Annotated in this window: 18 protein-coding genes; 10 read left to right on the plus strand and 8 right to left on the minus strand. The window is 68.1% G+C overall.

What is annotated here, in order from left to right; translation table 11 throughout:
* Positions 1 to 86: 86 nt before the first annotated feature.
* The gene (locus tag ACA097_RS26930; RefSeq protein WP_167333367.1) at positions 87 to 227 is read right to left on the minus strand and encodes a hypothetical protein; all 141 of its coding nucleotides are present in this window, start codon (positions 225 to 227) and stop codon (positions 87 to 89) included.
* A gap of 160 nt (positions 228 to 387) precedes the next feature.
* On the opposite strand from ACA097_RS26930, the gene ACA097_RS26935 reads away from it, so the two are divergent.
* The 7 genes from ACA097_RS26935 to ACA097_RS26965 all read left to right on the plus strand — a co-directional run bounded on the left by ACA097_RS26935 (position 388) and on the right by ACA097_RS26965 (position 6,376).
* Positions 388 to 1,593 (plus strand): ABC transporter substrate-binding protein, encoded by a 1,206-nt coding sequence (locus tag ACA097_RS26935; protein WP_371367298.1) that lies wholly within the window; start codon positions 388 to 390, stop codon positions 1,591 to 1,593.
* A gap of 21 nt (positions 1,594 to 1,614) precedes the next feature.
* Positions 1,615 to 2,598 (plus strand): YVTN family beta-propeller repeat protein, encoded by a 984-nt coding sequence (locus tag ACA097_RS26940; protein WP_371367300.1) that lies wholly within the window; start codon positions 1,615 to 1,617, stop codon positions 2,596 to 2,598.
* On the plus strand, positions 2,595 to 3,326 hold the full coding sequence (locus ACA097_RS26945; protein WP_371367302.1) for an ABC transporter ATP-binding protein: 732 nt from the start codon (positions 2,595 to 2,597) through the stop codon (positions 3,324 to 3,326). Before ACA097_RS26940 ends, ACA097_RS26945 begins: the two co-directional genes overlap by 4 nt.
* Positions 3,323 to 4,138, plus strand: a complete 816-nt coding sequence (locus tag ACA097_RS26950) for an ABC transporter permease (RefSeq protein ID WP_371367304.1) — start codon at positions 3,323 to 3,325, stop codon at positions 4,136 to 4,138. Before ACA097_RS26945 ends, ACA097_RS26950 begins: the two co-directional genes overlap by 4 nt.
* Before the next feature lie 104 nt (positions 4,139 to 4,242).
* Positions 4,243 to 4,794, plus strand: a complete 552-nt coding sequence (locus tag ACA097_RS26955; RefSeq protein ID WP_371367306.1) for a PQQ-dependent catabolism-associated CXXCW motif protein — start codon at positions 4,243 to 4,245, stop codon at positions 4,792 to 4,794.
* Between the two features lie 46 nt (positions 4,795 to 4,840).
* The gene (gene agmR / locus ACA097_RS26960; protein WP_043252498.1) at positions 4,841 to 5,506 is read left to right on the plus strand and encodes a response regulator AgmR; all 666 of its coding nucleotides are present in this window, start codon (positions 4,841 to 4,843) and stop codon (positions 5,504 to 5,506) included.
* A 9-nt stretch (positions 5,507 to 5,515) separates the two neighbouring features.
* Entirely contained in the window at positions 5,516 to 6,376 is an 861-nt protein-coding gene (locus ACA097_RS26965) for an EamA family transporter (protein WP_371367308.1), read from the plus strand.
* A 34-nt stretch (positions 6,377 to 6,410) separates the two neighbouring features.
* Here ACA097_RS26965 and nahK read toward each other — a convergent pair whose 3' ends face one another.
* The 5 genes from nahK to ACA097_RS26990 all read right to left on the minus strand — a co-directional run bounded on the left by nahK (position 6,411) and on the right by ACA097_RS26990 (position 14,897).
* On the minus strand, positions 6,411 to 9,050 hold the full coding sequence (nahK, locus tag ACA097_RS26970) for a hybrid sensor histidine kinase/response regulator NahK/ErcS' (protein ID WP_371367311.1): 2,640 nt from the start codon (positions 9,048 to 9,050) through the stop codon (positions 6,411 to 6,413).
* Complete coding sequence (gene nosP, locus ACA097_RS26975; protein ID WP_371367313.1) at positions 8,980 to 10,143, minus strand: nitric oxide-sensing protein NosP; 1,164 nt, start codon at positions 10,141 to 10,143, stop codon at positions 8,980 to 8,982. Before nosP ends, nahK begins: the two co-directional genes overlap by 71 nt.
* Before the next feature lie 199 nt (positions 10,144 to 10,342).
* A complete protein-coding gene (locus ACA097_RS26980; RefSeq protein WP_043252491.1) occupies positions 10,343 to 11,533 on the minus strand; it encodes a porin in 1,191 nt (396 codons plus the stop codon).
* Between the two features lie 290 nt (positions 11,534 to 11,823).
* A complete protein-coding gene (gene pqqF / locus ACA097_RS26985) occupies positions 11,824 to 14,121 on the minus strand; it encodes a pyrroloquinoline quinone biosynthesis protein PqqF (protein ID WP_371367315.1) in 2,298 nt (765 codons plus the stop codon).
* 308 nt (positions 14,122 to 14,429) lie between these two features.
* Positions 14,430 to 14,897, minus strand: coding sequence for an aminoacyl-tRNA deacylase (locus ACA097_RS26990; protein ID WP_371367317.1), 468 nt, complete (start codon positions 14,895 to 14,897; stop codon positions 14,430 to 14,432).
* A gap of 275 nt (positions 14,898 to 15,172) precedes the next feature.
* Between ACA097_RS26990 and ACA097_RS26995 the strand changes: the two genes are divergently transcribed.
* Positions 15,173 to 15,730, plus strand: a complete 558-nt coding sequence (locus tag ACA097_RS26995) for a phosphoribosyltransferase family protein (RefSeq protein ID WP_160287170.1) — start codon at positions 15,173 to 15,175, stop codon at positions 15,728 to 15,730.
* Here the strand turns inward: ACA097_RS26995 and ACA097_RS27000 are convergent.
* Together ACA097_RS27000 and ACA097_RS27005 are read right to left on the minus strand one after the other, a co-directional pair.
* Complete coding sequence (locus ACA097_RS27000) at positions 15,715 to 16,365, minus strand: dienelactone hydrolase family protein (protein WP_371367320.1); 651 nt, start codon at positions 16,363 to 16,365, stop codon at positions 15,715 to 15,717. The genes ACA097_RS26995 and ACA097_RS27000 overlap by 16 nt on opposite strands.
* The gene (locus ACA097_RS27005) at positions 16,362 to 17,054 is read right to left on the minus strand and encodes a phosphoribosyltransferase (protein ID WP_371367322.1); all 693 of its coding nucleotides are present in this window, start codon (positions 17,052 to 17,054) and stop codon (positions 16,362 to 16,364) included. Before ACA097_RS27005 ends, ACA097_RS27000 begins: the two co-directional genes overlap by 4 nt.
* Positions 17,055 to 17,223: 169 nt before the next feature.
* Between ACA097_RS27005 and ftsH the strand changes: the two genes are divergently transcribed.
* Positions 17,224 to 19,056, plus strand: a complete 1,833-nt coding sequence (ftsH, locus tag ACA097_RS27010) for an ATP-dependent zinc metalloprotease FtsH (RefSeq protein ID WP_371370579.1) — start codon at positions 17,224 to 17,226, stop codon at positions 19,054 to 19,056.
* A gap of 146 nt (positions 19,057 to 19,202) precedes the next feature.
* Positions 19,203 to 19,892 (plus strand): DNA-binding protein, encoded by a 690-nt coding sequence (locus ACA097_RS27015; RefSeq protein ID WP_371367324.1) that lies wholly within the window; start codon positions 19,203 to 19,205, stop codon positions 19,890 to 19,892.
* Positions 19,893 to 20,041: the final 149 nt, after the last annotated feature.

Here is a 20,041-nt window from a genome sequence, read left to right on the forward strand (position 1 = left end):
TAGCCCCGCGCGGAATACGCCCAGGCATGGCGAGCGCGGCGCGCCCGCCCGGGGCGCGACAAGGGAGGGATACGCAGGCGATGGACTCAGGGCGCGACGCGGCAGGGCTGGCCCGGGGCGCAGGCGACCGGCGGGTTTGCCCGGCCGTTCAATTCGTAGAAGAAATCGAAGCCGAGCAGGCTGAGGATCAGCAGCAGGGGAAGAGCCAGGGTGACGACGATACGCATGGCGGCGGTTCCTGTTTTCCTTGTTGTTGTGCCGCCATCCTAGGACGCGCGCTCGCCCGGCCAACTACTACCTTGGTAGCGCCTCAACGGTACTTTCTGCATATTTCCCGCGCCTTGGCGGCGTTCCTATGCTGGCGACACAAGAACAACGGAGTCGCCCATGCGCCAGTTCGCCCTGCACGGCGTGGCCTACCTGCTGGCCGTAGCCTGCGCCGCCCTGCTCAGCCTCGACGCCCGCGCCGACGACACCCCGGTGGCCCTCGAAGTGCGCGTCGGCTACCTCGGCTACACGCCCGACCCTGGCCCGCTGCTGTCGAACATCATCCCCGAGCCGAGCGACGCCGGCCTGCGCGGCGCAGAGCTTGCGATCGACGACAGCAACACCACCGGACGCTTCCTCAAGCACCACTACAGCCTGGTTTCGGCCGTCGCCAAGGACCCGCAGGCGCTGCTGGACGAAGCGCGCAAGCAGCACGACCAGGGCCTGCGCCTGTTCGTGGTCAACGCCCCGGCCGACAACCTGCGCCAGCTCGCCGCCGCGCTGCCGGACAGCCTGCTGTTCAATGCCGGCGCCGCCGACGACGAGCTGCGCGCCGACAAGTGCCCGCTCAACGTGCTGCAGACCCTGCCCAGCCGCCTGATGCTGACCGACGCCCTGACCCAGTTCCTGGTGCTGCGCAAGTGGACGCGCTGGCTGCTGGTGGTCGGCCAGCGCCCCGAAGACAAGGCTTACGCCGCCGCGCTGCGCCAGTCGGCCAAGCGTTTCGGCGCGAAGATCGTCGAGGAAAAGGCCTTCACCTTCGCCAACGACCAGCGCCGCAGCGCCCAGGCGGACATGCCGCTGTTCACCCAGAGCGGCGACGACTACGACGTCGTGCTGGTGGCCGACGAGCACGGTGACTTCGGCGAGTACGTGCCCTTCAACACCTGGCTCCCGCGCCCGGTGGCCGGCACCCAGGGGCTGGTCGCCACGGGCTGGCACAAGACCGTCGAGACCTTCGGCGCGGCACAGTTGCAGAAGCGCTTCGAGGAACACGCCAAGCGCTGGATGAACGACCGCGACTTCGCCGCCTGGGTCGCCGTGCGCAGCGTGGCCAGTGCGGTGACGCGCCTGCGCAACGCCGAGCCGATGGCGATCCGCGCCCTGGCGCTGTCGCCCGACCTGCCGCTGGACGGTTTCAAGGGCTATCGGCTCAGCTACCGCCCCTGGGACGGCCAGCTGCGCCAGCCCATCGAACTGGTGCAGCCGCGCGCGCTGGTCAGCACCTCGCCGCAGGAAGGCTTCCTGCACCCCGACAGCGAACTCGACAGCCTCGGACTGGATGCGCCGGAAAGCCAGTGCCACCTCGCCGACGCCAAGCCCTGACCGCCCATGAGGACCCCGCCCATGCTCCCTTCCGCCCTGCCCCGCCTGCTGGCTGTTTCCTTGCTTGGCGCCGCGCTCTGTCAGACACCGCCGGCGTTCGCTGCCAAGGCCTATGTGTCCAACGAGAAGGACAACAACCTCAGCGTCATCGACCTCGACAGCATGACCGTCACCGGCACCCTGCCCACCGGCAAGCGCCCGCGCGGCCTGGTGCAGTCCCATGACGGCAAGCTGCTGTACATCTGCGCCAGCGACTCCGACACCGTGCAGGTGATGGACCTGGCGAGCGGCAAGATCGTCAAGCAGTTGCCCTCCGGCGCCGACCCCGAGCAGTTCGCGCTGCACCCCAACGACCGCTGGCTGTACATCTCCAACGAAGACGACGCGCTGGTCACCGTGGTGGATACGCAGACCGCCAAGGTGCTCGGCCAGATCAACGTCGGCGTCGAGCCCGAAGGCATGGCAGTGAGCCCCGACGGCAAGTGGGCGGTGAACACCAGCGAGACCACCAACATGCTGCACTGGATCGACACCGCCACGCAGACGCTGGTGGACAGCACCCTGGTCGACCAGCGCCCGCGCCATGTCGAATTCAACAAGGACGGCAGCCAGGTCTGGGCCTCCGCGGAAATCGGCGGCACGGTGAGCGTGGTCGACGTGGCCAGCCGCAAGATCCTCAAGACCCTGCGCTTCGCCATCAAGGGCGTGCACCCGGACAAGATCCAGCCGGTCGGGGTCGCGCTGAGCCGCGACGGCAAGTACGCGTTCGTCGCGCTCGGCCCGGCCAACCACGTGGCGGTCGTGAATGCGAAGACCTTCGAGGTGCTCGACTACCTCCTGGTCGGCCGGCGCGTCTGGCACCTGGCGTTCACCCCGGATGAAAAGCAGCTGCTGGCCACCAACGGCGTGAGCGGTGACGTTTCGGTGATCGACGTCGACTCGCTGAAGGTCACCCGCTCGATCAAGGTCGGACGCTACCCCTGGGGCGTGGTGGTGACGCCATGAACGCGCTGAACGTAAGTGGCCTGGGATTCGCCTACGGCGCGCGGCAAGCGCTGGACGCCATCGACTTCAGCTTGCCGGCCGGGCGCTTCGCCGCCCTGCTCGGCCCCAACGGCGCCGGCAAGTCGACCCTGATCGCCCTGCTCACCCGCCTGTATGACCTGCAGCAGGGCGAGATCGAGGTCGGCGGCTGCAGCCTGCAGCGGCAGCCGCGCCTGGCGTTGCGCCAGCTCGGCGTGGTGTTCCAGCAGAGCACCCTGGACCTGGACCTGAGCATCGAGCAGAACCTGCGCTACCACGCCGCCCTGCACGGCATCCCGCGCAGCGTGGCGAACGAACGGATCGACAGCGAACTGGCGCGCCAGCACCTCCAGGAGCGCCGCCGCGACAAGGTGCGCACGCTCAACGGCGGGCATCGCCGGCGTGTCGAGATCGCACGCGCGTTGTTGCATCGTCCGCGCCTGCTGCTGCTCGACGAGGCCAGTGTCGGCCTCGACCCTGCGGCACGCATGGCGCTCAACGTACACGTGCGCCAGCTCTGCCGCGACGAAGGCCTGGCGGTGCTCTGGACCACCCACCTGCTCGACGAGGTGCACAGCGAGGACCAGTTGCTGGTGCTCGACCGTGGCCGCCTGGTCGCCCAGGGCGAAGCGGCGGCCATCAGCGCCCAGGACGGCGGCGACCTGCCCCGCGCCTTCGCCCGCCTGACCCGAATGGAGGCCTGCGCATGAACGCCAAGGCTCCCGCCTTCGGCCCCGGCGCCTACTGGCAATGCCTGCGCGGCATCGTGGTGCGCGAGTGGTTGCGCTTCGTGCTGCAGCGCTCGCGCTTCCTCAGTGCGCTGGTGCGCCCGCTGCTCTGGCTGCTGGTATTCGCCGCCGGTTTCCGCGCCGCGCTGGGCATCTCGATCATCGAGCCATACGACACTTACGTGACCTACGAGACCTACATAGTCCCCGGCCTGTGCTGCATGATCCTGCTGTTCAATGGCATGCAGGGCTCGCTGTCGATGGTCTACGACCGCGAGATGGGCAGCATGCGCGTGCTGCTGACCAGCCCGCTGCCGCGCGCCTACCTGCTTGCCAGCAAGTTGCTGGCGACCGCGCTGGTGTCGCTGCTGCAGGTCTACGCGTTCCTCGCCATCGCCTGGCTCTACGGCGTGCAGCCACCGCCCTGGGGCCTGCTCACGGCGTTGCCGGCGTTGCTGCTGGCGGCCCTGCTGCTCAGCGCCCTCGGCCTGTTGCTGTCCAACGGCATCCGCCAGCTGGAGAACTTCGCCGGGGTGATGAATTTCGTGATCTTCCCGCTGTTCTTCCTGTCCTCGGCGCTCTATCCGCTGTGGAAGATGCGCGAGGCGAGCCAGGGCCTGTACTGGCTGTGCGCGCTCAACCCGTTCAGCCACGCGGTGGAACTGGTCCGCTTCGCGCTATACGAGCGGTTGAACCCACTGGCCCTGGGCGTCTGCCTGGGCCTCACGCTGCTTTTCGCGAGCCTGGCGGTGGCCACTTTCAATCCGCAGCACGCCGCGCTACGCAAGGGGTGAAATCTCCTACTTTGGTACTGGTTCCCCCCTCTCAACGTCGAATTTCCAAAGCAGCGCGCCTGCCTTGTAATGGCAGCTACAAGAATAAATATCGAGATGCCACCATGCCTCGCCTTGCCACTGCCCTGCTATGCGCGCTGCTGGGCCTGTACCTGCTCGGCACCTCCGCCGCGCATGCCGACGACCCGCTGTTCTCCAGCGACGGCTACCGCCTGAGCCGTTACCGCAGCCCGACCCCGGCCAACGCCGACCACGCAACCACCCTCGACACCGCCGCCCTGCGCGCGCTGCTCGCGCGAGAACCACGCACCCGGCTGGTGGACGTCTACCGGCGCACCTGGCTCAACGGCCGCTTCGTCGCCAACGAGGAGCACCGCAACCTCCCCGGCAGCCTGTGGCTGTCGAACACCGGTGACGGACAGCTCAGCCCGCCCTGGCAGGCCTATTTCCGCGACAACCTGCAGCGCCTGACCGAAGACGACCCGACCCGTCCCCTGGTGTTCTACTGCCGCTCCGACTGCTGGGCGAGCTGGAACGCAGTTCGCCGTGCCCACGCGCTGGGCTATTCAAATCTCTACTGGTACCGTGACGGTATCGATGCCTGGGAACAGGCCGGACTACCCTTGCAGGAAGCCCAGCCGCACCCGTTCCCCTGACTCCCCCCCACGTGCCGCCCATAACGACAACAACGAGGTGAAGGCCATGTACAAGATCCTGATCGCCGACGATCACCCGCTGTTCCGCGAGGCGATCCACAACGTCATCTCCGACGGCTTCCCCGGCAGCGAAGTGATGGAGACTGCCGACCTCGACAGCGCCCTGGGCCTGACCCAGGAGCACGACGACCTCGACCTGATCCTGCTCGACCTGAACATGCCCGGCATGCACGGTCTGAGCGGCCTGATGAACCTGCGCAACGAGGCGCCGACCATTCCGGTGGTGATCGTTTCCGCCGAGCAGGACAAGCAAGTGGTGCTGCAAGCCATCACCTACGGCGCCGTCGGCTTCATCACCAAGTCTTCGCCGCGCGCGCAGATGACCGAGGCCATCGAGCAGATCCTCAACGGCAACGTCTACCTGCCCTCGGACATCATCCGCACGCAGAAGAGCTCGCCCCGCCGCAGCCAGCACGAAGAGCACGGCATCCCGCCGGAGCTGCTGCAGGCGCTGACGCGCAAGCAACTGCTGGTGCTGGAACGCATGACCAAGGGCGAGTCGAACAAACAGATCGCCTACAACCTCGAGATCGCCGAAACCACCGTGAAGGCCCACGTCTCGGCGATCCTGCGCAAACTCAATGTGCACAACCGCGTGCAGGCGATCCTGAGCGCGAGCGACATCGACTTCACCGCCTACCTGCGTCGCTGAGGAGCGCCCATGCCCGCCAAGCGGACCCTGTTGCTGACGGCGCTGGCGATGCTCGCCTTCGCCGGTAATTCGCTGCTCTGCCGCCTGGCCCTGAAGGCTACCCAGCTCGACGCGGTGAGTTTCACCGGCATCCGCATCCTCTCCGGCGCGCTCATGCTCGGCCTGCTGCTGCGCCTGCGCGGACATGCCGCCCAGGCTGGCGGCAATTGGCGCGCGGCGGCGGCGCTGTTCGTCTACGCCGCCGCTTTCTCGTATGCCTATGTGCAACTGGATGCCGGCACCGGCGCGTTGCTGCTGTTCGGTGCCGTGCAGGTGACCATGCTGGTGGTCGGCCTGCTGCGCGGCGAGCGCCTGGCCAACCAGGCCCTGCTCGGCTTTGGCCTGGCCCTGGGCGGCCTGCTGGTGCAGCTGCTGCCCAGTGCCGGTGCGCCGCCGTTGCTGGGCGCCCTGTTGATGCTGCTGGCGGGCGTCGCCTGGGGGTTCTATTCGCTGCTGGGGCGCAACGCGGGCGATCCACTGGCGGCCACCACCGGCAACTTCCTGCGGGCCATCGCCTTCGCCGCCCTGCTCGCCCTGATCTTCCATGACCGCCTGCAGGCCGACCTGCCGGGGCTGGCCTACGCGGTGCTTTCCGGCGCCGTCACCTCGGGCATCGGCTACGCCATCTGGTACGCCGCGTTGCCAGGGCTTTCAGCGATCCAGGCCGCCTCGGTGCAACTCAGCGTGCCTGTGCTGGCAGCGCTGTCCGGCGCCCTGCTGCTCGGCGAGCACATCAGCCTGCGCCTGCTGCTGGTATCGCTCGCCGTGCTCGGCGGCATCGCCTTGATCCTCCGCGCCAAGGTCCGCGCCCCCGCTCCCCAGCGCGCCTGATGGCGTAGGCCGCAAGCCGCGAACGGCCTACACCCTACCCTTCGGCGCGCTCCAGAAGATGACACAGCGCAGTCTTCAGCTTCATCGGCCGCACCGGCTTGTGCATCAGCGTGTGGCCCAGGTCGCGGACCTGTTGCTTGAGTTCGTTGCTGTAGTTGGCGGTGATCATCAGCGCCGGCAGCGGCGTACCGCGCCGGGCGTTGATCGAGGCCACTGCATCGACGCCGTTGCAGCCGTCGTCCAGGTGGTAGTCGACGATCAGCAGGTCGGACTCGGCGTGGAAGTTGTCCACCTGGCGCGCCAGGTCTTCCTCCGACCGCGCCGTCACCACCCGGCAGCCCCAGGCCTCCAGCAGCGTGCGCATGCCGGCGCAGATGGCCGCGTCATTGTCCAGCACCCACACCCGCGAGCCCTGCAGGCGCTCCACCAGGCGCTCGGCCTGCGGCACCGGCTCCGGTCGCGCGCGCGGCATCCTTCGCGCCAGCGGCACTTCGATGGCAAAGCGTGAGCCCTTGCCCGGCACCGACGCGACCTGGATGCGGTGGCCGAGCATGCGCGCGATCTTTTCGACGATGGCCAGGCCCAGCCCCAGCCCGCGGTCCTGGTGCGAACGCTGGCTGTCGCCGCGCTTGAACTCCTGGAAGATCTCGCCGAGCTTCTCGGCGGCGATCCCGGTGCCGGTGTCCCAGACTTCCAGGGACAGCGTATGGCGGCGCCGCCGGCAGCCCAGCAGGACGCGCCCCTCGGGGGTGTAGCGGATGGCGTTCGACAGCAGGTTGCGCAGTATCCGCGCGAGCAACTGCGGGTCGCTGCGCACCTGCGCGTCGCAAGCCACGAAGTCCAGGCGCAGGCCCTCGCTGGCGGCCACCTGGCGGTACTCGGCGGCGAGGTTGTCCAGCAGGTCGCTGATCGCGAAGGACGTGATGTCCGGCTTGATCACCCCGGCGTCGAGCTTGGAGATGTCCACCAGGGTGCCCAGCAGGTTCTCCACGTCTTCCAGCGAATGGCTGATATTGCGCACCAGCCCGCCACTGCCGATGGCGTCGCGTTCCTGCAGGGCGCTGGTGAACAGCCGCGCGGCGTTCAGCGGCTGCAGCAGGTCGTGGCTGACCGCGGCGAGGAACTTGGTCTTCGACAGGTTCGCCTGCTCGGCCTCGCGCTTGGCCTCGCGCAGGCGCGCCTCGACCTGGCTGCGCTCGTCGATCTCGCGCTTGAGCTGGTCGTTCAGGCTGGTCAGCTCGGCGGTGCGCTCGCGCACGCGCTGCTCGAGGTTCTGGTAGGCCTGGTGGAGCGCCTCGGCGGTACGCCGGCGCTCGGTGATGTCGCGGATCAGTACGAACAGACCCACGACCTGGCCGTCGGCCTGGCGATTGGGCACGTAGGAGCGCTGCATGTAGCGCTCCTGGCCGGACAGGTTGGTTTCGGCGATCTCGAAGGTGACGCTCTCGCCGGACAGCGCCCGCTCGAAGTACGGCTCCAGGCGCTGGCAGTGCTCGGCGCTGTGCACGTCGCGCAGATTGCGGCCGAGCATCGAGCCGCTGGGCCAGCGGTACCACTGTTCGTAGACCTTGTTGGTGAACTCGTAGACCAGTTCGGCGTTCAGGTAGGCGATCAGCGCCGGCACCTGGTCGGTGATCAGGCGGATCCAGCGCTCGCTCTCGCGCAACGCCTCGGCGTGGCGATAGCCCTCGGTGATGTCGGTGAAGGTGTTGACGAAGCCGCCGGTGGGCAGCGCGTGGGTGCGGATCTCCAGCATGCGGCCATCGAACAGGCGCTGCTCCAGGACACCCAGCGGCGCGCCATCGGCGCCACGGCTGCGCGGGGTGAGCAACGGCAGGCCGCTCTCGACCATCACGTCGGCGAAGGGCCGGTGCGCACCTATCGGCGCCAGTCCGCAGAGTTCCAGGAAACGCCGGTTCCACAGCTCCAGCGTACCCTCGGCGCCGACCATGGCCACGCCCTGGGACAGGTTGTCCACGGCGCGCTGCAGCAGGTGCGACTTCTGCGCCACCGCCTGCTCGCGGCGCGCGGTCTCGCTCTGCTTGATCTCGGTGATGTCGGTGTAGAGCACTACCAGGCCGCCATCGCGCGTCGGCCGTTCGCTCATGCGCAGCCAGCGCTCGTCGCGCAGGCGATAGAGCGTGTGCTGCTCGTCGGCGCTGTGCTGCTCCTCGACGAACAGCCCGCTGCTCTGCGCCAGGCGCCGCACCTCCGCCAGCCGGGTCCCCGAGCAAAGGCGCGCGCGGGTCGGCGCCCAGAGCGCGCGGAAGCGTTCGTTGAACAGCAGGATGCGTTGCTGCGGATCGAACAGCACGAAGGCGTCGGAAATGCTCTCGATGGCGTCGAGCAGGTGCTGGTGCGCGGTTTCCGCGCGTTGCCGAGCGTCGCTGAGCAACTGGTTGCTGGACTTCAGCTCGACCATCGCCTGGCTCAGCGCATCGGTACGCTCGCGTACCTGCTCGGCGAGCACCACCGAATGCTGAAAGAAGCCGTAGGCGCCATCGCCGCCGGAGGGGTTGGATTCGACTCGCTCGATCAGCGCGGCGTTGATGCGCTGCAGCTTGCGCTTGTCGCGCTCCAGCTCGTCGATGCGCGCCTGCAGCTCAGCGAGCGATTCCACCGTGGGGGCGTCCAATGGCGACCCCGGTAAAGGTCTGGTTGATGTGCATGCCATTGAATTGTTCCCCGTAGGTGTTGAAGCCGATGACCTGCTGGCTGCGAAGGAACTCGGAAGTCGCCGCGGTATCGCCGGCGACCTCGAGCTCCAGCCGACGCAGGAAGCAGTCGCAGCCTATGGTCAGCAAGGGCGGGCCCAGGCGTTCATGCAGGCGGCGGAACTGCGCCTGCAGATTCGGCAGCAGCGGTCCGGTGCTCATGGCAGTGAGGACGATTCCCGTCTCCACCGCGCAGTAGAAGGTCAGGCTGAGGTCGTCGTGGACCTGCTGGATCGAGCGCACGTAGTACTGGTCCTTGATGCGCACGGCCAGCGGATGCGCGGAGAACAGCTCGAAGCTCAGCTCCTGAGGCGGCACGCCGATCAACCGCGCGTACTCCAGCGCCGCGGGTTCGGCATTGAGCTCCAGCACGCGGCGGCTGGCGCTGTCGGCGTGGGTCACCACCAGCTTCTCGCCGCGCGGCACCACGTGGTGGGTGGTGAACACCTCGAAGTCGAGCCAGGTGTTGAACAGCAGCACCACCGCCGCGCCTGTATGGAACTGGCCCCGGTAATAGACGTGCGTGTGGGTCAGGTGGTTGTCGTCACCGGCCGACCCACCAAAATGCGGGATGGCGCCCAGAGCGGCGCCTAGCGCTGCGAGCACCACTTCCTCGCGGCTGGAGAGGCCGTCGAGCAGGGTCAGGGCGAAGCTGTGGTCCTTGATCGGCGCCAGTTCGGCGCTGCGGCAGCCGGCTACCAGCGACTCGACCATCTGTTGCGCGTCGATCAGGCTGAAGCGCTCCATCTCGTCGATCAGCGCGCTGGACACGACGAAACTGCGCACGTCGAAGCCCACGGCGCTGACACAGCCGCGCCCGTAGCCTTGCGGCGTGATCTCCCCGGCCGTGGTGCAGCCGACCAGTTCGATGCCGCCGAAATACTGTTCCAGGGCGGCCGCCAGCGCCGTCAGGTCGTATTCGGCCGAACAGAAGAACAGGACGAACCCCAGGTGCGGATGGATCAGCTGGCGCGCCAGGTCCTGGGCCACCGCCTCCGCCTCGCGGGCGCTGGACATGCCCCTGACGACACCTTCTCCCTGCCCTTGCTGCATAAACTTGCCCCGACCGCGGATTCGTCACGCCTGAATCATACGAAGGCGCCAGGCGTGGCCCCATGCTACTTGGGTCGTGCCGGGCTCCTCCGAAGGTAGGAGGTGCCGCGCCTGCGCCTCCCGGCCGCAGCACGGCCAAAAAAAACGGCGGGAGCCATGCAGGCCTTCCCGCCGAAAATGGAGCCAAAGGAGTCGGGAGTTACCAGTTGAGCACCGCGCCCAGGGCCAGGGTGTCGGTGTCCTCGCTCAGGGTCGAGCCGTCGCGGCCGTCGATCTGGTAGAGGTTGTACTCGGCGACCAGCTTGAGGTTGTCGTTGATGGTGCGGAAATAGGCGATGCCCTTGGTCGAGTAGTCGGCCGGCGTGCCCAGGCCATTGCCGTCGTCCTCGGTCTTGCCGGCGGACAGCGCCAGGCGGTTCTTGCCCCAGCTGTACGAGCCCTGCAGCAGCACGCCGCGGCTGTCGACATTGCGCAGCGCGGCTTCGCCGGCATTGTTGGTGAAGAACGGGTTGATGCCCTTGGCGGCGAACCCCGAACCGGTCAGCGAGAAACCGCCGAACTTCGCCTGCACCCCATAGCCGAGCCCCTTCGAGGTGACGTCCTCGACCTGGTCGTTGGTGTTCTTCGAGGTCTGGTAGGCACCGTTGACCCAGCTGTAGATCTGCGCGCCGGACAGGTCGAACTGGTAGCTCACCTCGCTCTCGTAGCGCGGATTGTCCTGGTAGGCCTTGTCGTCCAGGCCGTTGCTGGCGTCCTTGTCGATCTGGTTGGTGTCGATGGGGTCCATCAGGCCCACGGCGATGCGCAGGCCATCCACCAGGTTGTTGTTGCGGTAGGTGATCTGCGAGGTCGGGAACGGGTACGGGTAGCCGGTGCCGATGTTGCCGAAGGACACGCCCTTGCCATCCACCAGGCCCAGGGTGTCGCTGGCGTTGCCGAAGCCGGCGAGCAGTTCGTCGAGGAAGATGTTGGAGCGCGCGAACAGGCCGAAGTCCTTGCCGATCAGCACCTCGCCCCAGTCGCTGGCCACGGTGCCGTAGAACTGCCGCACGTCGATGGCGGTGCTGGTGCCGTCCTGCTCGCCGTCGTTGATGGTGACCCAGAACGAGGAGCGGCCGCCGAGGGTGAGGTCATCGACCTTCTTGCCGAAGTTGAAGCCGATGTAGTTGGGCAGGAAACCCATCTTCACCCGCGACTGGCGGCGGTCCAGGGTCTCGCCCTCGCGGTTCACGTCGCTGTTGACGTAGAAGGTGTTGAAGTAGCCGTCCGTGGAGAAGGTCGTGTCGTCCTTGTCGTACAGCTTGATGTCGGCGAAGGCCGGCTGCAGGCAACCCAGCATGCCCAGGGACAGGGGCAGGAAAAGGCGAACGGCGGTGTTGTTCTTGTTCATGGCGCACTCCGCAGGGATGAATGACCGGTGGGCCGGTCGAGGCGGAGGCGATTATCGAAACGCGGCGGCGGCGACCATACGCTGCCTTGGGCGCGATTCTGCGCTGCTTGCGCCGGGGGCCCCGGCGCGCTGCGGCAGTCCATGACACTCCCGCGACCAGGGGCTCGGCGCCTTGGTCGCGGCGGTAGCGGCACCTTGGCAGCATGGCCGGCGGGGCCGAACGAAAGTCGCAGGCATGCCGACCGGAGCACGAGGCCCCGGGTAGCGGTACGAACGCAGGGAAAGGAGGGTCAGGCGTCGCTGGCGAGCAGGCACCAGCCGCCCTGCTCGCTCAGCAGTTCGGCATGGGCGGCGAGCAGATCGGCGCGGCTCAGGCGGCCCGCGACCTCGGAGAGTGCCTGGGCGTGGCCGTCATCGACGCCGGCGAGTTGATCAGCCCAGGTCGGGCCACTTGGCGCCAAGGAGCTGGCCAGCGCTTCGGCGAGCACTTGCACGGTGCTGTCGGCGAGCTCGTGCAAGGTTTTCGCAGCGCCCTGGAGAAAGGCTTCAAGGTGACCGAGCAATTCGTCGGGGGCGCAATGGGGCGATTGCACGGCGAAGAGGATGCCGCGCCAGCCAGCCACTTGGCGAAAACCGCAGAACAGCGCATAGCCCAGATTCAGTTCGCTGCGCAGCCGGCGGTAGAAGTCTGTCTCGAGCGTCCGCGCGAGCAACCGCCAGGCCGCCTCGCAGGTCACGCTCCGGTCCGGTAGCGGGCAGAACAGCAGCAAGGCCGCCTCCCCTTCGCCCGCCCCCCTGTGCCAGTGCCGGCCTGCATCGAGCGGCGGCGGCAACAGCGGGCAGGTCGCAGGCTCGCCAAGGCCGGCTGCCGACTCGGGCGGCGCCACGCCCAGCGCAAGCGCATCCCAGCGTGCGGCCGCCCAGTCGGGCTCCACCTGGCCCGGCCCGGCCAGGATCGACGGCAACGCCCCGAGCAAACGGCGAATGGGAAGCTCCGAGGCCGACCGCTCCCGCGCCAGCAGGCGCAATCCCTGATTGGCGAAGGCAGCGCCCGGCTGACGCAGGATCGGCAGCGCCTGTCCCAGGATGTCGCTCAGGCGATCGCCTGCCCCCTCGACGGTCAGCGTCCAGTCGCTGCCCTCGTCATCGATGCGCAGGCTAATGCCGCGCAAGCGCGCCAATCCCGCCAGTGCGCGCAAGGCGCGGCGCCGGACGAGGAAGTGGCTGCGACAGGGACGCTCGGCGAAGCGCCAGCGCATGTGCAGACGCCCGTTGGCCTGCTCGCTCGCCGGCTCGGGCATGACGAAGCGCCACGCCCCGTCTACCGGTGGCGGCTCCACGACCGGCAGGCGACCGATTACCAGGGCGAAACCGGACGCCTGGGTGGAGACACCTTCGGCATCCGGTGAGACCAGCAGGCGAATGCGCGGAGCGACGAGCATCGCGGGCAGCAACGGCGATGAAAGCGGCGCCGGCAAACCACGGACTCGCTCACGCAATTGCTCCATGGGCTCCAGGCGGTCGAGGCCGACGAGCGGCAGGCGCGCAGCGAGAACCGGCTCGGGGCACGCCTGAAGCGCCGCCAGCCAGTCGTTGAAGGCCGCTTCGACGGCCGCTTCGCAGCCCTCCTCCGCCAACTCGAAAGTCACGGCCAAGAGCGCGTCCGTTGCCCCGCGAAAAACCACGCGGAGCGTCGCGCAGTCGCACAACCCACGCTCACCCAAATCCGCCATCAGGCCGCCGGGCGCCTCGTCGGCGAGAAGATCGCCCAGCACGTCGAGGGTCTGCTCGGCGGCAGGATTCAGCGCGTCGACGACGAGCCCCAGCACCAGGCGGGGTGCGCCCGGCAGGCGAAGGCTCAGGTTCTCGTCGGTCAGCGGCACTAGCGATGGCGGCAGTTCCTGCATGGACGCCGGGCGCTGCGGCCATCCGCCGAAGTGCGCTTCGGCCATCGCCTGCAACTCGTCCAGGTCCTGCGGCCCCTGCAGCCAGAGCGTCAGGTTGGCGGGTTGGTAGTAGCGCTTGTGGAATTGCCATAACGCCTGCTGGAAGGCAGCTTCCTCCACCGGCAGGCTGGAGCGGCGGCCGGCGACGAAGCGCCGAATCGGATGGTCACTGGCCACCGCCGTGGCCAGGGCGGCGTCGATCAGGGTCGTGCTGTCCGTCGAGCGGGCGTGGTACTCCGCATCGAGCACCTCGCGCTCGCTGCGCTGGGCGGCGGGATCGAGCAGCGGCTTGGCCAGCATGTCGAACAACCGGGCCAGGCCGTCGCCCAGGCAAGCGCCGGGCACTTCGAAGTGGTAGTCCGTATGGCGCGCCTGGGTGCTGGCATTCACCCGGCCGCCCCGCGCCTGCAGCCAGGGCATCAGGCGCTCGCCATCGAGGTACTCGCGACCGCCGAGGAACGCCAGGTGCTCGAGGAAGTGCGCAAGCCCCGGATACGCCGGCGGTTCGTCGTGGCTGCCGGCGGCGACCCGCACCAGGGTCGCCGCGCGGTCGCTGCGCGGGTCCTCGACAAGGGTGACGGGCATGCCATTGGCCAGTCTGGCATGGCGTGTCCGCGTGGGCGTTTCGGCAGGGCTGCTCATGACGTTCTCGCAGTTCTCAGCAGCCACGTTACCCAGTCGGCCAGGGAAGGAAATACTTCTTTAGACCCCCTTTTGCCCCACGGCCACGGACCTTTAGGCGCAGAAGCGTCAGCAACGCTTCACCAACGCTCGCAGCCGGGCCCGACGAGCCACTCAGTAGCTCATCGTCCCATGGCGGCGGCTGCTACCAATGGGAGCAGCCGCCTCGGCCACAGCGGATCCATCCGAGCGGACGCCAACCCCTCGGATGCCAGAGTGTTCATGCACCACTACTCGCGCCTTGGCGACCCGCTGCCGCCACTGACTGGCTATTCGCAGAAGCGCCCCTGTTTGGCCTCGGGCATCAGGTCGAGGTACTGGCGGCCGCTCATGTGCACCAGGGCGGCGTGGTCGCCGGCTTCGAAGTAGATGTCCGGCTGCTCGCCCAGCGACTGGTCGATCAGGGTTTCCAGGCCGAAGACATTGCCCACCGGTGGAATCGCGCCCGGCGCACAGTCGTCGAAGCGCGCGGCGAAATCGCCTTCGCGGGCCAGGCGCCAGTTGCGCCGGGTCAGCTTGTGCACCTTTTGCAGATCGACTTGCCGGGTGGCCGGGATCACCGCCATCAGCCAATGGCCCTGGAAGTCATCGAGGATCACCGGCTTGGCCATCTGCTGCGGCGGAACGCCGGCGCGGCGCGCGGCTTCGCGCGTGGTCATGGTCAGGCTGTGGGGAAGCAGTTCGTAGCGGGATGCATGCTGCGTCAGGCAGCTTTGCAGGCGGTTGGCCATGCTCATGGGACACCTCCGGCGGCTGGGCGCCGACCGCAGATCCCCTGGGTACCGGCGCCGCCGGCATGCGGGAAGGGAGCCTCGTGCTCCCCTGCCTGGCATCGGCGCGAGGCCGTTGCCGTGTCCTTGCAGTCTAGCCCCGCGCCCGGTCGCCTCGACGGCGAGCCGACCGCCTGCCGCCCGCTGCGCAGCGAGTGGCGGCTAGCCAGGACTAGACTTCCAGGCGACGGACACATCCGCCGCCGTCCGCCCCGCGCGGAGCATGCCAACAGGAGAACAGCATGCCGAACGAAGGCCATTGCCTGTACGACACCACGGAACTCGAAGGCATCCTCGACCGCATGGCGCTGGAAGCGCGGGCACTGCTGCCGGTCGGGCGCAGCGCGCTGGTGGGTATCCTGCGCCGCGGCGAACCGCTAGCCCGACACCTGCAACAACGCCTGCTGGAGCACGACCCCGCGCTGCAGGTCCATGCACTGAAGGTCAAGCGCTACGCCGACGACCTCAGCCTGCTGCACCCGCAGGTGCATCTGGAAGACAACCCGCAGCTTGCCAGCCTGGTGCAGGCCGGCATGACGCTGCTGGTGGTGGACGATGTGCTGTACGAAGGCCATTCGCTGTTGCGCACCTGCGCCTACCTGGCAAGCCTGGGCGCGCAGGATGTTCGCTGCGCGGTGCTGGTGGACCGCCATGCCGCGCACCAGCCGATTCGCGCCGACATCGTCGGCATCCATTTGCAGGTGGCGCCGCGGGATATCGTCGAGTGCCGGGTACCGCCCTACGAGACGACATTCGCCGTGCATGTGCTGCGCCAGGCTGCCGCTCAGCCGGCCAGGTAGCGCACGAACCAGGCGCCGGCCAGGCGGGCCACCTGCTCGAGCGCGCCCGGTTCCTCGAACAGGTGGGTTGCGCCCGGCACCGTCTGCAGGTCGCATTCGCTCCCCAGGCGGCGCAGGCTCTCGCGGTTGGCCTGGACGATGAACGGATCGGCGCCGCCCGCGATCATCAACACTGCCGCGCGCACCTCGCCCAGGACCGCATCGGCCAGGTCGGTTCGCCCTCCTCGGCTAACCACCGCGCGTACCTGGCTCGGCCGTTCCGCCGCAGCGCGCAATGCGGTCGCCGCACCGGTGCTGGCGCCGAACAGCCCGAGCGGCAGGTCGCGCAGCTCGGGCTCGGCCGCAAGCCAGTCGAGCAACGCGAGCAGGCGCCGGGTGAGCAGCTCGATATCGAAGCGCAGTTCGCAGGTCCGATTGTCCAGGCGCTGCTCGGCGACACTGAGCAGGTCGAACAGCAAGGTCGCCAGCCCCAGGCCATTGAACTGCGCAGCTACCTGGCAATTGCGCGGGCTCTGTCGGCCACTGCCGCTGCCATGCACGAACACCACCAGGCCCCGGGCCTGCTCCGGCAGCGTCAGGCGCGCCTCCAGCCACTCGCCGTCGAGGGCCAGGCGCAGGTCGCGGTTCATGTTCATCGCTGTACTCCAGGGTTGCGTCGGGCTTCCTCCTCCCAGGCCGTACGCAGCAGCTCCCGCACCTCGTCATCCTCGGTCTGGGCGAAATCCAGGTACCAGCGGCCGATGGAGGACAACATGCCGGGCACCAGCGGACAGACCACCTCGTCGGCCAGCGCTTCCAGGTCGGCGACGGCCTCCGCAGAGCCCACCGGCGCCGCCACCAGGATGCGAGCCGGCGCCTCCCGGCGCACCGCCTCGACGGCCGCACGCATGGTCGCGCCGGTGGCCAGGCCATCATCCACGAGCAGGACCTGGCGGCCACGGATTGTCGGGCGCGGCCGCTCGCCACGGTAAAGGCCTTCGCGCCGCAGCAGCTCACGCCCTTCGCGCTGGGCGATGCGCTCGAGTTCTTCGTCGCTCACGCCTTCGTAGCGCAGCAGGTCGGGGTTGAGCACCCGCACGCCGCCGCTGGCGATAGCCCCGATGGCCAGCTCCGGTTGCGCCGGCGCACCCAGCTTGCGCACCACCAGCAGGTCCAGCGGCGCCTGCAGGGCGTGGGCGATCTCATAGGCTACCGGTACGCCGCCTCGCGGCAGGGCCAGCACCAGCAGGTCCGTGCGCCCACGCAAGTGGGACAGCGCCTGGGCCAGCCTCAGTCCCGCATCACGCCGGTTGCGCAGGTGGGAATTGAAGTCGCGTGTAGTCATGCGCCGTTCCTCTCCACTCCGATACCGTCAAAGTGCGCCAAGCTATCTGAGGTTTTTTTGATCCTGATTAACCCGTCGCGCAATTGGCCAGTATCAAGTGCCATTATTCAGGTCTATCGCACCGTGGAGCGACGGCCGCCTGACCGCCGGAGGAAGCGAGCGCATGGAAATCGAAAAGCACCACCAGTGGAACATCTGGTACTTCATCGCGGCGTTCAGCGCGCTGCTGCTGATCCAGGACTGGATGGCCACCCGCGCCACCCAGGAGACGATTCCCTACAGCCAGTTCCTGCAACTGGTGGCTGACGGCAAGGTCAGCGACCTGCGCGTCGACCAGCAGCAGATCAGCGGTGCGCTCAAGGAGCCGATCAACGGCCACAAGCGTTTCGTCACCATCCGCGTCGAGCCGGAGCTGGCCGGCGAGCTGGCCAAGACCAACGTGGCCTTCACTGGCGTCGGCGAGAATCCGGCCGGCAAGTGGCTCGGCTGGCTGCTGCCGTTCATCCTGATCTTCGCCCTGTGGACCTTCTTCTTCCGCGGCCTGGCAGAGAAACAGGGCCTGGGCGGGATGATGTCGGTGGGCCGTTCGCGGGCGAAGGTGTTCGTCGAGAAGGACACCGGCGTCACCTTCGATGACGTCGCCGGCATCGACGAGGCCAAGGCCGAACTGCAGGAGGTGGTGTCCTTCCTCAAGGACCGCCCGACCTACGGCCGCCTGGGCGCGCGCATTCCCAAGGGCATCCTGCTGGTTGGCCCGCCGGGCACCGGCAAGACCCTGGTGGCCAAGGCGGTGGCCGGCGAGGCCGGGGTGCCGTTCTTCTCCATTTCCGGCTCGGAGTTCGTCGAGCTGTTCGTCGGTGTCGGCGCCGCCCGCGTGCGCGATCTCTTCGAGCAGGCGCGCAAGGCCGCGCCCTGCATCATCTTCATCGACGAGCTGGACGCCCTCGGCAAGATGCGTGGCCTCGGCTCCTTCGGCGGCAATGACGAGAAGGAGCAGACGCTGAACCAGTTGCTCGCCGAACTCGACGGCTTCGACCCGCGCGAAGGCGTGGTTCTGCTGGCCGCCACCAACCGTCCCGAGGTGCTCGACCCGGCGCTGCTGCGCGCCGGCCGCTTCGACCGGCAGATCCTCATCGACCGCCCGGACCGCCGGGGCCGCTCTGCCATCCTCAAGGTGCATATGAAGCGCATCACCGCCGCGCCGGACGTGGATGTCGAGCAGATCGCCGGGATCACCACCGGCTTCACCGGCGCCGACCTGGCCAACCTGGTCAACGAAGCCGCCATTGGCGCCACCCGGCGCTCGGCCGATGCGGTCGGCATGGTGGATTTCACCGCCGCGGTCGAGCGCATAGTGGCGGGTGCCGAACGCAAGAGCCGCCTGCTGCAACCCCATGAGCGCGAGGTGGTGGCCTACCACGAGATGGGCCACGCGCTGACGGCGGTGTCATTGCCGCGCATGGACCCGGTGCACAAGGTGTCGATCATCCCCCACTCCATCGGCGCGCTCGGCTTCACACTGCAACGGCCCACCGAGGACCGCTTCCTCATCGGCCGCCAGGAACTGAAGGACCGCATGGCCGTGCTGCTCGGCGGACGCGCCGCCGAGTCGCTGGTGTTCGGCGAGATCTCCACCGGCGCCGCCGACGACCTGGCCAAGGTCACCGATATCGCCCGCCAGTTGGTGACCCGCTTCGGCATGAGCGAGGAGCTCGGCCAGGCAGTGCTTGAACGGCAAATGACGCCCTACCTGGGTGATGGCAACAACCACCCCGGCCTGCGCGAGAAGGACTACTCCGAGGCCACCGCGCGGGAAGTGGACCTGTGCATCCGCGCGCTGGTCGAAGAGGCCTACCAGCGTGCCAAGGCCTTGCTGGCGCAGCGTCGCACCGACCTCGACGCCGGCGCGAAACTGCTGCTGGAGCACGAGACGCTGACGCCGGACCAGTTCGCACCCCTGGCCGGCACTGCTTCGCCCTCCCCCGGCGCTCCAGCGTCCTGATACCCGATGCCGGGCGGCGGTTGCGCTGCCCGGTGCTCTCCCTTCACGCGCATGCCGTTCGCGACCTCAGAACGTGCTGGGCTATCGCCTCCAAATAGTATGTAATACGTAGTACGTAATTAATTACATAAAGGACCAAAGCGTCGATGGCCAGAAGCGGAGTCAGCAAGGAAGAAGTACGTATCGCACGTCAATCCATACTGGCGCGCGGCGAACATCCGAGCATCGACGCCCTGCGCGTGGAGCTGGGCAACACCGGCTCCAAATCGACCATCCACCGCCTCCTGAAGGAGCTGGATGCCGAGCAGACCGGCCATTCCCCCTCCTCCCTCAGCGAGGAGCTCGGCGAACTGGTAGGCCAGCTGGCCAACCGCCTGCAGCAGGAAGCGCGCGCGGCCCTGGCTGAAGAACGCGGCGAACTCTCCCGCCAGCGACAGGACCAGCAGCAGGAACTGCGCCTCGCCCGCCAGCGCATCGATGAACTGCAGGCACAGAACCAGGCACTGGCCGAGGAAACGCGCGAGACCCGGGAGCAGGCCCGCCAACTGCAGCAGCAGAAGCACCAGGTCGAACTGACCAACGCCCGCTTGCGCCAGGCCGCAGGCGACCTGGAAGCCCGCCTGCGCGAACGCGACGCGCAGATCACCGCGCTGGAGGAAAGGCTCGACCAGCTGCGCCTCGCCGCAGCCGAGCAACGCGAACAGGACCTGCGCCAGCACGAGGAGGTCAGCGGCCAGCTTCGCAGCGAACTGCGCCGCCACCAGGACGAATTGACTCGCCTGAACCGCGACAACGAGCGCCTGCTCACCGAAGCCCGCCTGCTGCGCGAGCGCTGAGCGTCATCGCGCAAGGCGAGGCCCGCTGCGGTGGCGCGGTGGCGGCTGCCAGCTAGGCTATAGCCTCTACCCGAGCTTCCGCGCCCGCCGCGCGCCCCAACCTGGCTGTCGAGGGTACTTGGACTGGCGGTATTCCGGCCGTTTGCCGC

Source organism: Pseudomonas sp. QL9, assembly GCF_041409665.1.
Taxonomy (GTDB): domain Bacteria; phylum Pseudomonadota; class Gammaproteobacteria; order Pseudomonadales; family Pseudomonadaceae; genus Pseudomonas; species Pseudomonas knackmussii.